This is a genomic window from bacterium, from assembly GCA_041649255.1.
GTDB lineage: Bacteria > Hydrothermota > UBA3073 > JACQXS01 > JAQTXJ01 > JAQTXJ01.
Window position 1 is genome coordinate 40,734 of sequence record JBAZNK010000008.1, and the last position, 14,476, is coordinate 55,209.

Genomic DNA, 14,476 nt, shown 5'->3' on the forward strand with positions numbered 1-14,476 from the left:
AATTAGAAAAAGGGGGAAAATATGTTAAGAAAATCTATTGCTGTTTGCTGTTTGCTTTTTACTTCATTTGTAACCTATGCCCAGAATTCTGTAAAAGTAACTATTGAATACAAAGAAGGCATTCCTGCCAGCATATTAGTATCAGGCGTTGTTGATAAAAACGAATGGTTGGGAGTTTCTTTATACCCAGCAACAGTCACAGATGCAACAAAAGAAGGCCACCATATAACAAGAGAAATCAAAAAGGGTAATTTCATAGAAGCTTTTGCGATTGACAACAAGCTCGCATCCCAATACGGCTCATCTTACGAAATAGCGCTATGGGGTAAAAAAGTAGAGAAAAAAGACTGCACAATACAAGATTGCTACTGGTGTCAACAAAGAGGGTACCATCTCGAAGATGCTACTTTCTACCAGACAGGATATTTTAATACTATTAAAAATACAGAAACTAAATCCAAATGATAAAAAAATCGCACAAAAATATTTAATATTTTTACAAGCTCTTTGGTGATTAACCATTAGAGTTTGTTATCCCGCTTCAGCGGGGGATTTTTAATTTTTGATATGATGTAAGGAGGGTTTATGGGCACTAATGACAATTTCAAAAGACTCGCTATGAGCGAAAATGGGTTTTTATTTGACCCGCAAACCGGACACAGCTACACAGTTAATGAAGTTAGTATGGAAATCCTGAGCTGTTTAAAAAAAGGAATGGATGAACCGGGAATAATTAAACATATTATGGATAATTATGATGTCGTAGAAGACCAGATAAAAAGAGATTATAACTCTTTTATCGTTAAATTAAAACAATACAGTTTATATGAAGAAACCGATAAAGAATTAGTCAAAAAATTTAAAAAATAAAATGACTATCCCAAAAGAACTTGTAATTGCAGTAACCGGTTTGAATGCAGGCGAAAACCCTCAACCCGGAGTCCCTGTTATCAGGTCTCTCAGGAAAGCAGGATTTACGGGCAAAATAATAGGTCTCGTTTATGATTCTTTTGAATCCGGAATTTATGCACCGGATATGGCGGATGAAGTCTATGAAATGCCTTACCCTTCGGAAGGCGCTGATGCAATAATGGCAAGGCTTGAATACATAATGACCGTACATACAAAAATAGATGTTCTTGTCCCAACACTTGACTCCGAATTATTGCCTTATATCAGCATCGAAAATAAACTGAAATCCTATGGTATAAAAATGTACCTCCCCACAAGAGAACAATTTATGATGCGGGATAAAACCGAACTCGGCAAATTAAACGAAAAATTCGCCATATTAACTCCTAAAGTATTGCTCATAAATGACACCGCACAAGCTTATAAAATTCCGGAAAAAATGACACTGCCCGTTATGGTAAAAGGGCGATTCTACGAAGCTTATAAAGCCCATAATACGGAAGAAATCACAAAATATTTTAACTCCCTGAGAGCCAAATGGGGATTACCCATTATAATCCAGGAATTTCTTGCAGGCGAAGAATATAACGTATCCGCAATCGGAGACGGAAAAGGAAACATTGTATGCAGTATTCCTATCAAAAAAACCGTTGTAACCGAAAAAGGCAAAGGATTTGCTGCCGTTGTTATTAAAGATGCCACATTGGACAAATTTACAAAAAATATAATGAAAAGCCTTAAATGGCGTGGTCCTTTGGAACTCGAAATATTAAAATCCAATAAAGATAAACAATATTACTTGCTGGAAATAAATCCACGTCTTCCTGCATGGATAGGTCTCGCTATAGGAGCAGGCCAAAATATTCCTGAAATACTTGTAAAACTTGCACTTGGAGAAAAAATTACCCCTCTAAAAAAATATACTGTAGGCAAAATATTTGTCAGGCATAGTGAGGATATAATATTGGACATTGCTACAATGGGGGAACTAACCTCTATTGGAGAACTACACGATTTAAGAACAAAACCTGTAACTAAAAGAAAAAGTAAATTTATGGATAATTAAGGAGGCTAATTATGGCTAAAAAATCTTATTACGCACCGACTATTGAGAGAAAAGTTGCAGGCGCGCCAGGGAAATTCGCAACCAGCGTCCCTTCCTACCAGGATAATATAGATGAAATCCCAATAAAAGCGCTAATTGAAAACTACGGGTCTCCTTTATTTGTATTCTCGGAAAAATCTATCCGATGGAAATTTAAAGAAGCACAAAGAGCATTTAGCCTTCATTATCCTAATGTCAAATTCGGATGGTCATACAAAACAAATTATCTTCAGGCAATTTGTGCAACGTTCCATCAGGAAGGCGCATGGGCAGAAGTAGTTAGCGGGATGGAATACGAAAGAGCACGATTACTCGGAATCCCCGGGAAAAAAATTATATTCAACGGACCAAGTAAAACTAAAAATGACTTACTAAAAGCAGTTTCTGAAGAGGCAACTATAAATATTGACCATCTGGATGAATTATTCTTACTTGAAGAAATATCCGTAGAACTTGGCAAAAAACCTCGTGTCGGAGTCCGCGTAAATATGGATACCGGAATTTACCCGCAATGGAGCAGATTTGGCTTCAATTACGAAAACAGAGAAGCATACAGGGCAGTTCAGAGAATCGTAACCGGAAACAAACTTGAACTCATAGGGTTACACACACATATAGGAACTTTTATATTAGAACCAAACGCTTATTACATAGCCGCTGCAAAACTACTTAATTTAGCCGGTTATATTGAAACTGATTTCGGAATTACCGTACAATTCATAGACCTCGGAGGCGGAATCGCTTCAAATAATACCTTATGTGAACAATATTTACCCGGAGACATAGCTTCACCCAACATAGAACAATATGCTGAAGCCGTTGGAAAAGCTTTCAACGAATCACCTTTCTGCAGAAAAAACCAGCCGACTCTATTCCTTGAAACAGGAAGAGCATTAATAGACGAAGCAGGTTATTTAGTATCTTCCGTTATAGGTAAAAAAACTCTTGTTGATGGGCAAAAAGCGCTAATACTGGATGCAGGCGTTAATATACTTTACACATCTAACTGGTATAAACATAAATTTACTCCTGCACAACCAATCACGGGAACAATAGAAAATACGGTAATCTATGGACCCTTATGTATGAATATTGACGTTATGAGACAGGGAATAAGATTCCCTGACTTAAAAATAGGAGATGCAGTTATCATATCACCTGTAGGCGCATACAATGTGACCCAGTGGATGCAGTTTATCACTTATCGTCCGAATGTTGTACTTATTACCGTAAACGGCGATGTTGAAATAATACGCGAAAAAGAAACCTTGAAAGACATACTCCATAAAGAAAAATTGCCTAAACACCTGAATCTGTCATAGTATCCGAATTTATAATAAATCACATCACATTAGCTATGGATAAAAATGATAATAGTTTAAAACTTCATTTATTACTACCTATTACTAATTCTTTCCTGCATTCTTATTCTATTATCCTGTTCTCAAATAACCGCTGGATTGGACTCATATTATTGCTGGCGACTTTGAATACTCCTATTGTAGGCCTTTGCGGAGCAATAGGTACAATTACAGCCATTCTTATCACAAGATTATTGAATTTTACTACCCCGAATGATAATTCAGGGTTCAATAGCTTCAACAGTTTGCTCGTATCTTTAGGAATAGGCTATTTCTACCCGGGCATAGCAAGTGAAAGTTGGCTGTTTTTATTGTTTTTTATTATCTTAAGTTCAATTATCACAACTATGTTATCCATATCTCTATCTCAGTTCTTTCGTTCACAATTGGCTTTACCTTCTTTAAGTGTTCCTTTTGTCATTATGGCTGTTTTAACCTGCCTGTTTTACAATGAAATTCAAGGGTCACTATTACATCACACACATCGTGTTCTAATTGACTGGAACCCGGCTTTACAAAACTGGTTTTCCATATATCTCAAAAGTATAGGCGGCATCTTTTTCCAGCCGAATATTATAGGGGGAATACTTGTTGCACTGGCAATTCTGTTACACTCAAGAATCTCTTTTCTCCTTTCTTTAATAGGATTTGCATTTGGTTACTTATTTCTGCTTAATACTTCTTTCAACGAATTATCAATTATACTGGCAGGATTCAATTTCATTTTGACCGCAATAGCCATAGGCGGAGTATTTTTTGTCCCTTCTGTTTCATCCTTTCTAATCGCCACTATTACAAGCTGCGCAGGCGCATTTATAGGACTTTCCCTTGAGAATGCATTTGATGTTTTTAGCATCCCGGTTTTAGCTATTCCTTTCAATTTTATCGTCCTTACCATAATCTATGCATTCAGACTGCGAACTAAAAATTTACACCCTTATCTTATTGATTTTTTCTCCAATACCCCTGAAGAAAGCCTTGAGTATTATTATTCAAAAATCACGAAAATATCTGAAGAAGGATTATACCCGGTTTATCTCCCCTTTAATGGAGAATGGACGGTTACACAGGGATACAACGATGAACCGACTCACAAATTGCAGTGGGCTTATGCCTGGGATTTTGAAGTGCTGGACGAAAATAAATCAAAATTCAAAAATTCAGGCGGGGAACAAAAAGACTTCTATTGTTTTGATAAACCTGTTATTGCACCCATAAACGGCACTGTAGTTAAAATAATAAACACTATAGAGGATAACCCGATAAATCACATAAACACTAAAGACAACTGGGGGAACTTAATTGTCCTTCAATATGCCCCAAACATATTTGTATTGCTGTGTCACTTAAAAAAAGGAAGTGCTAAAGTAGTAATCGGACAATACGTAAAAACAGGCGAAATAATAGCGCACTGCGGAAATTCGGGACGTTCAGCTATCCCTCATTTGCACCTGCAACTACAAACTACTTCTGAACCGGGCTCTCCTACGATTAAAGCAAATATCGTTAATTTCATAATTAAAAATACTTCCGATTTTATGCACTCGGGAATACCCGGGAAAGATAACACTGTGGTATCTCTGAAACCACAATTGAAATTACAGGATATGCTAAAATTTAATTTAAATAATACTTATATGTTTAAAGTGACGGATTATTCGGGAAAAGATGGGAAAACTTTTGATGAAAAATGGGCTATAAAAGTAGATTTATGGGGAAATTTTTCTATCACCTCAAACAAAGAAAACATCTCGAATTTCACAATCTATAATGGCGTTTTTAACCTATTGAATTTCAGAGGGACACGCAATACGGCGCTTTATATATTAAACTTAGCTTTTTCAAGATTCCCGTACGTTGAAGAAAAAGCAATTAACTGGAGCAAAAAACTTCCTATAAACTTACTATTTTCTCGTTTCCAAAAATCATTTATAAACTTTTTCAGTTTTATAATTCCACCGCCTGAACTTATCGGCAAGTATACGACTACTCACGAAGCAAATGGAGATATACACATAGAAAGTACAATCAGTGTTTTATTCGGAAAACGCGCATCCCCCAAATATACAACTCATTGCGTCTTTAATCCAGAGAAAGGAATTCTCCAATTAGAACTTATGGAAAAAGACAAACTTAAACTAAAAGCAGAAAGATTGTAATTCAAGCTTCCGGCCTGCTGGCAGGGATGACTTGATTTATAAATAATCTAATGTCTTAATTACCCAATTACTATTGATTAGAATTCGTCTTTACTTTATAATTACTATCTTTTGACTTAATGATTTTTCACCCAGGTTTGCCCTAACAAAATATATACCACTATTAAATTTATTTGTATTAAGGTTTGCCGAATAACTCCCTGCTTTCAATAACCTTCCCATATCCATACTGCTTACTTTTTTACCACTAATGTCAAAAATAGAAATAGACACATCGCAAGTCTTATCTGTGCTCAATAAAACTGATATATTATTTTTATTCTGTAAAACTGTTAATTTATTTCCTTTAGCGCTTAATTGAGATTCCTCTACAGGTGTCGGACAGTTCGACTCAATTGCATATACCGGACCATTATTAACACACCCTACTATTTCCAAACAACCATCCCCATCTATATCACCTACGGCATGTGTGGGATGAATGTCATTACTTGATGCCACTAAATCCCATTTCAATGAACCATCTCCTTCTAAACAAGCTACATATCCCTTATGATTTGCGCCAACAACTTCAAGACTGGCATCCCCATCTAAATCTACTAAAATAGGATTGGAATGAACGGTTTGGTCTGATGGAAACGCATACGACCATAATGAAGCTCCGGTATTTTCATCTAATGCATTTATTCCATGATAATGAAACAAAACTTCATATCTTCCGTCATTATCTATATCTCCCGTTGCTACTCCCGCATTTGCTCCCAAACTTGAGGGACACCCCGGATTAACATACCCCCACTTAATTACTCCGGTTAATCCGTTAATAACAAACACGCCAAAATATTTATATGACATAACTTCTGTTATCCCATCTCCGTCAATATCTCTTATACTTGGAATAAAAAGTACATACGGAGGCGTCCCACCCATTGCACCACCGCTATCCGTTCTGCACGTCCATTTTATACTTCCATTAGCTCCATTTAATGCATAAACATTCATATTATTTGAGGATACAATAACTTCCGTAGTTGCAGGGGTGTTATCTATATCACCAATGGCCGGTGAACAATATTCGTTACTGCAACCTGCAGTCCCTGTTGTCGCTGTCCATATCGTACTTCCAGTTGCACCGTTAAGACAGAAAGTAGAAGTTTTTGAACATATTACAATTTCCACGGTACTTGCGTTCCCATCAACGTCTCCGATAACCGGAGAAGCAGCTAATTCGCTTGCTACCGTATTTGACCATTTGATTGTCCCTAAATTACCGCTAACCGCATAAACTGTCCCACTTAATGTTCCCACTACAATCTCTATTGCGCTATCCCCATCTATATCGCCTAATGTTGGCGTAGAGCTATACAGAGATGCATTTAGCGTACGATTCCATTTTATAGTCCCATCCGCTCCCCTAAGTGCATATAATCTACTATCCGTTCCACCCACAACTACCTCTACTCCATTATCAGTATCTATGTTACCTATTGTTGCAGATGCAAGCGTAGACACGGCTCTTGTCCATTTAATACTTACCGTATCCATAGTCCCTCGTTCTCCGATTGTAGGATGAAATTCTCCTGTCCTTTGAGCATCGCTCATAAGCATCGGCCAGGGTAAATATTTAGAGTAAACGTTTGAAGAACAAATAAAGAATGATAATGAAACTATTATTTTACACAAACTAAAATTTTTCATTTTCCCTCCAAAAATTATTTATCATGCAAGAACTATATATATGACATAAATCAATACTGTTGTCAATATTAAATGCTATTTTATAATTTTATCCAATAAATTCAATTTCTTGAGATTTTACTCTACTTTTTCTATCGGCACATCCCCAAATATATTTTCCAGTTTATAATACTCTCTTACCGGCTTCAAAAAAATATGAACCACAACATTTATATAATCCAGCAAAATCCAGTTAGCATAAGAATATCCTTCTATATGCCCGGGGCTTCCTGCTTTCTTTTCTATTTCTTCCGCTAAAGCCTTTGCATGAGGAACCGAATTCGCAGTGCAAATTACAAAATAATACGCAATATCCGATACTTTCTGTATATTCATAATTACAACATCATCCGCTTTTTTATCTTTTGCAACATCCGCTATCCTTGCAGCAATTGTTTTTGGTTTCACTTGTTTTTTTCTTTTTGCTCCTTGAAATCTTCTCCCAATACAACCGTTACGTCCACTAATTGAAATGGATGCGGTTCAAAGGTTATTTTTCCCTGCTTGAAAATCCTGCTTACAAACTTTGCATTTCCTAAATTTACATCCGACCTGTCAAGTATAACCGTTGCAGGGACTTTATCTTTCGCCGTTCCAAATTCTAAAACATCAAAACCTTTATCTCGTAACTTTTCCGCTACTCTTTCCGCAAGACCACTTTTGGAACTACCGTTCAATACTTCTACCCTGATTTTACTTGCTTCTTCTCTTGTTGCCATTCGGTTGGATTTTACAAAATTCTCTATAGTAGAAACAATATAAAATATAGAAAATATTCCTAATAAAACTAAAAAAAATATTCCTACTTTATAAAAGTTCCGCATCTTCTATGTTTGAGTCTTCCCCTATTTCACTGCCATCCGAAATTTTTGAATCTATAATTTTTGCATTACGACCGAGTATACAATTTTTGCCTATAAAAGTTTGTCCAAGTAACTCAACTCCCGTTTCAATTATTGTGTTCTCCCCTATCTCTACATCCCAATCTATTCGAGTATTAGATGGATTTTTAATCGTTACCCCTTTTAACTGCATTTTTTCGATTATTCTCTTTTGAAGAATTAATTCCCTTTCCGTAAGTTCTTTTCTATTATTTATTCCCATCACTTCCTGCCAGTCACTTGCGGCAAAACCATACACTGCTAATCCTTTCTTTTGTATAATTTCTATGGTGTCCGTAAGATAATATTCTTTCTGGGCATTTGACGGGTTAATTTTATGTAACGCAGAAAATAACTCTTCTTTATCAAAAACATATATCCCGCTATTTATCTCGTTTATTTTCTTCTCTTTTTCGTTAGCATCCACAGACTCCACTATTTTTACTACCCTTTCCCCTTTCCGAACTATCCTTCCATAAGCTCCCGCATCAGGCAAAATTGTAGTAAGTATCGTAGCAGATGCCTTTTTAGATAAGTGATAATCAATAAGTTTTCTCAATGTTTCTTCTTTTATCAAAGGTACGTCGCCGCAAAGTACGATTACCAACCCATCAAAATCCTTAAGCGCTTCTTCTGCCTTAAGCACTGCATCCCCTGTTCCGCGAGGCGGAAATTGTATGACAAACTCTATTGTTTTATCTTCTATACAACTTTCTATCTTCTCTCTGTTTTTACTCACCACTGCGACAACTTTTGCAGATTTTATATTCTTTGCAGTCTCTTTTACATACCATAAAAGTGGCTTTCCACATATAGGATGTAAAACTTTCGGTAAATCCGAATGCATCCTCTTGCCTTCTCCTGCCGCAAGAATAATAACTCCTATAGAACGTTCCGCATTAATGCTGATAGTGTTTTTCATACTATTATTTTAATAATTCTCATTCAATAATTCAAAATATGCTTTTGGATGTGTACATGCCGGACATTTCTCAGGAGCTTCATCACATTCATGAATATATCCGCAATTCCTGCATCTCCATTTAACAGTCTGTTCCCTTTTAAAAACTCTATTTTTCTTAATGTTATCAAGTAAATCTAGGTATCTTTTTTCGTGTCCTTTTTCTGCCTCTCCTATTGCTCTAAATGCCTGTGCGATTTCATTAAACCCTTCTTCTTTTGCTATCTGCGCAAATTCAGGATACATAGTCGTATATTCATGATTCTCACCTTCGGCAGATGCTTTTAAGTTCTCTGTAGTCTCTCCAATTTTTCCTGCAGGAAATGCCGCACTAATCTCTAAATCCCCACCTTCTAAAAACTTAAACAATCTTTTTGCATGTTCCTTTTCGTTGTCCGCAGTATCCGTAAAAATAGCTGATATCTGTTCAAATCCTTCTTTCTTTGCCTTTGATGAAAAATACGTATAACGATTCCTTGCCTGTGATTCCCCTGCAAACGCTTTCAACAAATTCTTCTCCGTTTTCGTTCCTTTTAATCCCTTATTCATTTTTCCTCCTCTTTTACAAACTCTGATTTGTCTGCTCCACATATCGGGCATAACCAATCTTTTGGCAATTCATCAAAAGAAGTCCCGGGTTTAATATTTGACTCGGCATCTCCTTTTTGCGGGTCGTATATATACCCACAAATTTTACATTTATATTTCTCCACTTGTGGTGAACGTAGTTGAACCATTTCTTTTGTCTGTGAAACTATCTCAGGTTTAATACCTGCCTTGCCGACAGGCTGATAGGTAGGCGCTGTTTTGGGTGATGTCCCTCGTTTCACCGTATGGTAATATGCATACGTCATAGGTTCTTCTTTCTTTATTGTCTCCGCATCTACGATTATGCCGACAAATATAGTATGCGTTCCCATATCAAGACTGTTTACTACTTTCGCTTCCACATAACCTATTGTATTTTCCGTCACTATAGGCATTCCGTTTGAACTAATTTTATGTTCTACATTTTTAAACTTATCTGTTTCTTTACCTGACTTAAATCCAAAATCCCCTACGAACTTAATCGGAGTCTCTTTTGACAATATTGAAATAGTAAAAATTTTGCTTTCTTCAATAAACTTATGAGTAAGGTTTTGTTTATTTATGCTAATAGCTATTGTAGGCGGTTCTGCAGTAATCTGAAATACGGTATTTGCAATCTGTCCATTAAACTTTTCCCCGCTTTTAGAACTAACGATATACATTCCATAACCTATATTATACAAAGCATTTAAATCCATTTTCTTCTCCCTTTTTTAATCTGACTCCTTGATATACTACCTTTTCTTTCCGCAATTCAGCATTTCTTTTTATCCTGTAAACCCTAATCTTGTCCTATTAAATTCCGCAATCCGAACTCCAAAATCCAAACTCTTCCACCTCTCTACTTGAAAACTTCTCCCGTTTCTTTACACCACAAGATTAAATCCAAATAATCCATCCTTATGTTTACCTTTTTTGCAAACTCTGTCAACTTTTTTTCTATCGTAAGGTATTCCTTTTTAGATAGAGAAACGGGTATTTCTTTTATTACTCCCAATAACTTCAAATTTTTTAATATATGCCTGTCAAGGATTGCCAGTTTTTCTCCCAATCCTATGTTTCTCAAAAAGTGACTCGCTTCCTTGTACCCCATCCCTTTCACATTTTGAACTAACCATTCACGCGTATCATATGAATCCTTGAATTCATCTATTTTTGACTTTATTTCATCGGATAGTTGTTCTCTTGCCCTGATAATATATTTTGCTTTTTTAAACTTAAACCTCACATTATTTAGTTCGCCAAGAACTTGTTCTTCATTCCCCTCAAATAAATGTTTTTTTTGTAGAAGATTTTCTATCCCCTTCCAGCAGCTTTTAGCTTTTGACTGCGGAGTTAATAAACAAAATGCAAGTTCCGTAAATATTTTTTTATTATTTCCCTTGTTATAGATTTCTTTAAACTCGTTTAATCTATTTTGTATACATTTCCCCTTGTCCTTATAAATTTCTTTTATTTTATTTAGAATTTCTTCTTTTTCGGGTGTATTTTTTTTCATTTAAAGAAAGAATAGAAATTATCGAAACTTTATGTTTACGAGCAAATTGTGTTAATGCTTTTTAGTGCTTACGATTTTGTTGTCTTCGTTCACAAATACGATTTTTATAGAGTTTGACCTTGCATCCTTTGAATCCATAATTGCCGATGATATAACAAGCAACCTGTCCCCCACCTCTCCAAGTCTTGCTGCTCCGCCCAACAATCCACAACGTCCCGGTTTTCCCTTTATTGCATAAGTTTCAAACCTTGCCCCGTTATATTCATTTATTACAAGTATAATTTCCCCCGGATATATATCCGCAGCTTCAAGAACTTCAGGTGGCAATTCAATGGAACCTTGGTATTGTAGTCCCTTATGAGTGATTTTTAAACCGGATATTTTTGATTTGCACATTATTCTTTGCATATTTCCTCCATAAGTACAGAAACTATATTTTTTTCTAAGACTTTTTTTATTATTTTACCTTTTTTAAATATAATCCCCTCTCCTTTTCCCCCTGTTATACCAAAATCCGCATCTTTCGCCTCACCTGGGCCATTTACAACACATCCCATCACTGCAATTTTTGTAGCTGATTTAGGTTTATAACCTATCTTATTTAATTCCTTTTCTATCTTATTTACTAACTTCAATACGTCTATTTGACACCTTCCACATGTTGGACATGCAACAATCTGAATATTATTTTCTCTTAGACTAAGCGTTTTTAATATCTCATATCCTATTTTTACTTCCTCAACGGATGTCCCCGTTAAAGACACTCTTATTGTGTCTCCAATCCCTTCTGCTAAAAGTGTGCCAATTCCGACCGAAGAACGAACAATACCTATATCTCCTCCTGAAGCAGCGGTAATACCTAAGTGAAGTGGATAATCTATTTTGCTTGATATTTTACGATAAGCCATAATTGTTTCCAATGTATCCGAGGATTTTATTGAAAGCACTATTTTATCAAACCCCATATCTTCAATTGTTTTAACCCAGATTTCTGCACTCTCGACAAGAGCATCTGCAACAGGGCTCCCATATTTTGTCAGCAAATGTTTCTCGAGTGAACCGGAATTGATACCTACCCTTATTGGAATGTTATGTTCATTTGCGCAATTAATAACCGCTTTTACTTTCTCTTTTCCTCCAATATTTCCGGGATTTATGCGAATCTTATCCGCACCATTTTCTATTGATTCAATTGCAAGCCTGTAATTAAAATGTATATCTGCTACAACAGGAATGGAAGTTTCTTTTTTTATTTTTTTAATCGCTCTCGCAGTCTTAAAATCCGGCACGGCTATTCTTATTATTTCACATTTTATTGATTCAAGAATGTTTATTTCTTTTATAATAGCAGATATAGAGCTTGATTTTGTCATCGATTGAACTAAAATGGGGTTTGGACCACCAATTAAAGTTTCGCCTATCTTAACTTCTTTTGTGATTCTTCTGTTTATCGAAACTTTATAAGCTTGATTTTTCAATTTTTCTAATGTAGAACAAGCACCTTGCTTGCAGTTAGAAATTTCGATATTACCATTTATCCGGAAGCCTACTGTATTGAGGACTTATTTCTTTTTAGCAGAAGGCTTTGCCTTAGGGATTAATCTGGCAAATCTGGATTTTTTTCTTGCCGCTGTATTTCTATGCAAAACACCATGTTTTACAGCTTTATCAATAGCAGAATAGACCTTTTCCAGCGCTTTTGCATCTGGAACTTTTCTAAGTTTTCTTATCTCGTCCCGAATGCTTGCCTTTACTGCATTATTCCTCTTTTCCCTTTTACGACTTTGCCTTGCAGCTTTTACGGCAGATTTTATTACTTTCATTCTTTGCAAAATATCATTTATAACTCTTTTGTCAAGATTAAAATGAAGAAGTATAAAAAAACAAACTTTTATAAAAACAAAAAACTATCTTTCCTTTTTTCTTTTTGTACACATACAAGTAAATTTACCAAGTTGCCACAATTTATGCCTACCCTAAAAGAATATTTTTTATTTTTGATTCTATGTTTTTCATATCAAGAGGCTTTACAAAGAAATCTATCGCCCCCTTCTTAAAAGCAAGCTTAACGTTCGTATATGTTCCAAACGCAGATATTATAATAACTTTTGCGTTATTATTGACAGCTATCATCCAATCAAGAAGATGCAATCCCTCTATACCGGGTAAATCTATTGCTAAAAGCACTACATCAGGAACAAATGTCTTAAACAGGGAAAAACCAATTTTACCGTCATGCGCTAGTGACACCTCATAGCCTTTTTGAGTTAAAAAATTACTAAACTCACTACATAAACTTTCGTCTTTATCTATTATTAATATTTTACTCATAATTCCTTACTCTTTTATTACTCTGCTATTTTTTATAAAAACAGACAATTCTAAAAATCCCTGTTTCCCAAATTTAAATAATATCTGTGAGTTTCTTTAACCTAACAAACTTTAAAAGTCAAGACATTTTTCAATAAACACAATCTATACTCTGATTTTAAATGTTTTATTTTAACAACTCCATATTTGACTTTCCACTTTCCATACATAATTGCTATAAACATAGATTCAATATCTATATCCATTCCGCAAATTAAAAATGAAAAGTTGACAAAAATAAATAATCATAAATATAATACATTCTGTTTTTAATATTTTGCTGATAATTTTTTAACTAAAGGGGGGGCACAATGAAAATAGGATTAATGAGCGATTCACATAATAATATTGAGTGGGTAGAAGAAGTAGTTAAATGGTTTCAAACCACAAAGGTAGAAAAAATCATTCATCTGGGAGATGAATGGGAAGATGTAGTTAAATGGCCTGATATAATAAGGGTTCCAGGAATAAACACAGAACATTACAAAAATCCTGATATTCCCAACCGTCTCATATTAGAATTTAGTGATTGGAACGTCCTTATTACTCATACAAAGGAGTCTAATAAAGAAGATTTGTCAGGAGATATTAATCCTAAAGAAGCAACAAAATCAGGAGATGTAAATGTTGTTTTATACGGACACACTCATATTCCATACATTGGAAGAGTAAAAGGTATAATTTATGTTAACCCCGGACATTTAAAACCTGAAGATAAAAGAGGCGCTGCTCCAAGTTTCGCAATGCTTAATTTTGAAAAGGGAATGTTAGGCGTAAATATAATAGATTTTAAAACAAAGACTATTGTACTTTCTAAGTTCTTTACAAAATAGACAAGAAAGAAATATTATTAATTAACACATTTTGATATCGTAATATATCATTCATAACATTTTTTCTATGG

17 protein-coding genes are annotated in these 14,476 nt (G+C 35.1%); 6 read left to right on the top strand and 11 right to left on the bottom strand.

Features of this window, described 5'->3' with window-relative positions; translation table 11 throughout:
- Positions 1 to 21: 21 nt before the first annotated feature.
- The 5 genes from WC614_06720 (at position 22) to WC614_06740 (ending at position 5,537) form a co-directional block, all read left to right on the top strand.
- Positions 22 to 465: a hypothetical protein gene (locus WC614_06720; GenBank protein ID MFA5032693.1), complete on the top strand. Its 444-nt coding sequence runs from the start codon at positions 22 to 24 to the stop codon at positions 463 to 465.
- A 120-nt stretch (positions 466 to 585) separates the two neighbouring features.
- Positions 586 to 870, top strand: coding sequence for a PqqD family protein (locus WC614_06725; GenBank protein MFA5032694.1), 285 nt, complete (start codon positions 586 to 588; stop codon positions 868 to 870).
- 1 nt (position 871) lies between these two features.
- Entirely contained in the window at positions 872 to 1,978 is a 1,107-nt protein-coding gene (locus WC614_06730) for an ATP-grasp domain-containing protein (protein MFA5032695.1), read from the top strand.
- Positions 1,979 to 1,989: 11 nt separating this feature from the next.
- Complete coding sequence (locus tag WC614_06735; GenBank protein MFA5032696.1) at positions 1,990 to 3,339, top strand: alanine racemase; 1,350 nt, start codon at positions 1,990 to 1,992, stop codon at positions 3,337 to 3,339.
- Between the two features lie 35 nt (positions 3,340 to 3,374).
- Positions 3,375 to 5,537 carry an urea transporter gene (locus tag WC614_06740; protein ID MFA5032697.1) on the top strand — a complete coding sequence of 721 codons (2,163 nt, stop codon included), beginning with the start codon at positions 3,375 to 3,377 and terminating at the stop codon, positions 5,535 to 5,537.
- Between the two features lie 90 nt (positions 5,538 to 5,627).
- Here the strand turns inward: WC614_06740 and WC614_06745 are convergent, their stop codons facing one another.
- From WC614_06745 to WC614_06795, 11 genes are all read right to left on the bottom strand, one after another.
- Positions 5,628 to 7,235, bottom strand: a complete 1,608-nt coding sequence (locus tag WC614_06745) for an FG-GAP-like repeat-containing protein (protein ID MFA5032698.1) — start codon at positions 7,233 to 7,235, stop codon at positions 5,628 to 5,630.
- 117 nt (positions 7,236 to 7,352) lie between these two features.
- A complete protein-coding gene (gene rsfS, locus WC614_06750) occupies positions 7,353 to 7,682 on the bottom strand; it encodes a ribosome silencing factor (GenBank protein MFA5032699.1) in 330 nt (109 codons plus the stop codon).
- Positions 7,679 to 8,098, bottom strand: coding sequence for a LytR C-terminal domain-containing protein (locus WC614_06755; GenBank protein MFA5032700.1), 420 nt, complete (start codon positions 8,096 to 8,098; stop codon positions 7,679 to 7,681). Before WC614_06755 ends, rsfS begins: the two co-directional genes overlap by 4 nt.
- Positions 8,082 to 9,077, bottom strand: a complete 996-nt coding sequence (locus tag WC614_06760) for a sugar phosphate nucleotidyltransferase (GenBank protein ID MFA5032701.1) — start codon at positions 9,075 to 9,077, stop codon at positions 8,082 to 8,084. The genes WC614_06755 and WC614_06760 overlap by 17 nt, the downstream gene beginning before the upstream one ends.
- A gap of 9 nt (positions 9,078 to 9,086) precedes the next feature.
- Positions 9,087 to 9,665, bottom strand: coding sequence for a rubrerythrin family protein (locus WC614_06765; protein MFA5032702.1), 579 nt, complete (start codon positions 9,663 to 9,665; stop codon positions 9,087 to 9,089).
- Positions 9,662 to 10,402, bottom strand: a complete 741-nt coding sequence (locus WC614_06770) for a flavin reductase (protein ID MFA5032703.1) — start codon at positions 10,400 to 10,402, stop codon at positions 9,662 to 9,664. The genes WC614_06765 and WC614_06770 overlap by 4 nt, the downstream gene beginning before the upstream one ends.
- A 143-nt stretch (positions 10,403 to 10,545) precedes the next feature.
- Positions 10,546 to 11,202 (bottom strand): N-glycosylase/DNA lyase, encoded by a 657-nt coding sequence (locus tag WC614_06775; GenBank protein MFA5032704.1) that lies wholly within the window; start codon positions 11,200 to 11,202, stop codon positions 10,546 to 10,548.
- Positions 11,203 to 11,253: 51 nt separating this feature from the next.
- On the bottom strand, positions 11,254 to 11,610 hold the full coding sequence (locus tag WC614_06780) for an aspartate 1-decarboxylase (GenBank protein MFA5032705.1): 357 nt from the start codon (positions 11,608 to 11,610) through the stop codon (positions 11,254 to 11,256).
- Entirely contained in the window at positions 11,598 to 12,680 is a 1,083-nt protein-coding gene (gene ispG / locus WC614_06785; protein ID MFA5032706.1) for a flavodoxin-dependent (E)-4-hydroxy-3-methylbut-2-enyl-diphosphate synthase, read from the bottom strand. Before ispG ends, WC614_06780 begins: the two co-directional genes overlap by 13 nt.
- An 84-nt stretch (positions 12,681 to 12,764) precedes the next feature.
- On the bottom strand, positions 12,765 to 13,025 hold the full coding sequence (gene rpsT / locus WC614_06790; protein MFA5032707.1) for a 30S ribosomal protein S20: 261 nt from the start codon (positions 13,023 to 13,025) through the stop codon (positions 12,765 to 12,767).
- Between the two features lie 148 nt (positions 13,026 to 13,173).
- Positions 13,174 to 13,533, bottom strand: a complete 360-nt coding sequence (locus WC614_06795; protein MFA5032708.1) for a response regulator — start codon at positions 13,531 to 13,533, stop codon at positions 13,174 to 13,176.
- Between the two features lie 350 nt (positions 13,534 to 13,883).
- Here WC614_06795 and WC614_06800 point away from each other — a divergent pair, with 350 nt between their 5' ends.
- Positions 13,884 to 14,405 (top strand): metallophosphoesterase family protein, encoded by a 522-nt coding sequence (locus WC614_06800; GenBank protein ID MFA5032709.1) that lies wholly within the window; start codon positions 13,884 to 13,886, stop codon positions 14,403 to 14,405.
- Positions 14,406 to 14,476 lie beyond the last annotated feature (71 nt).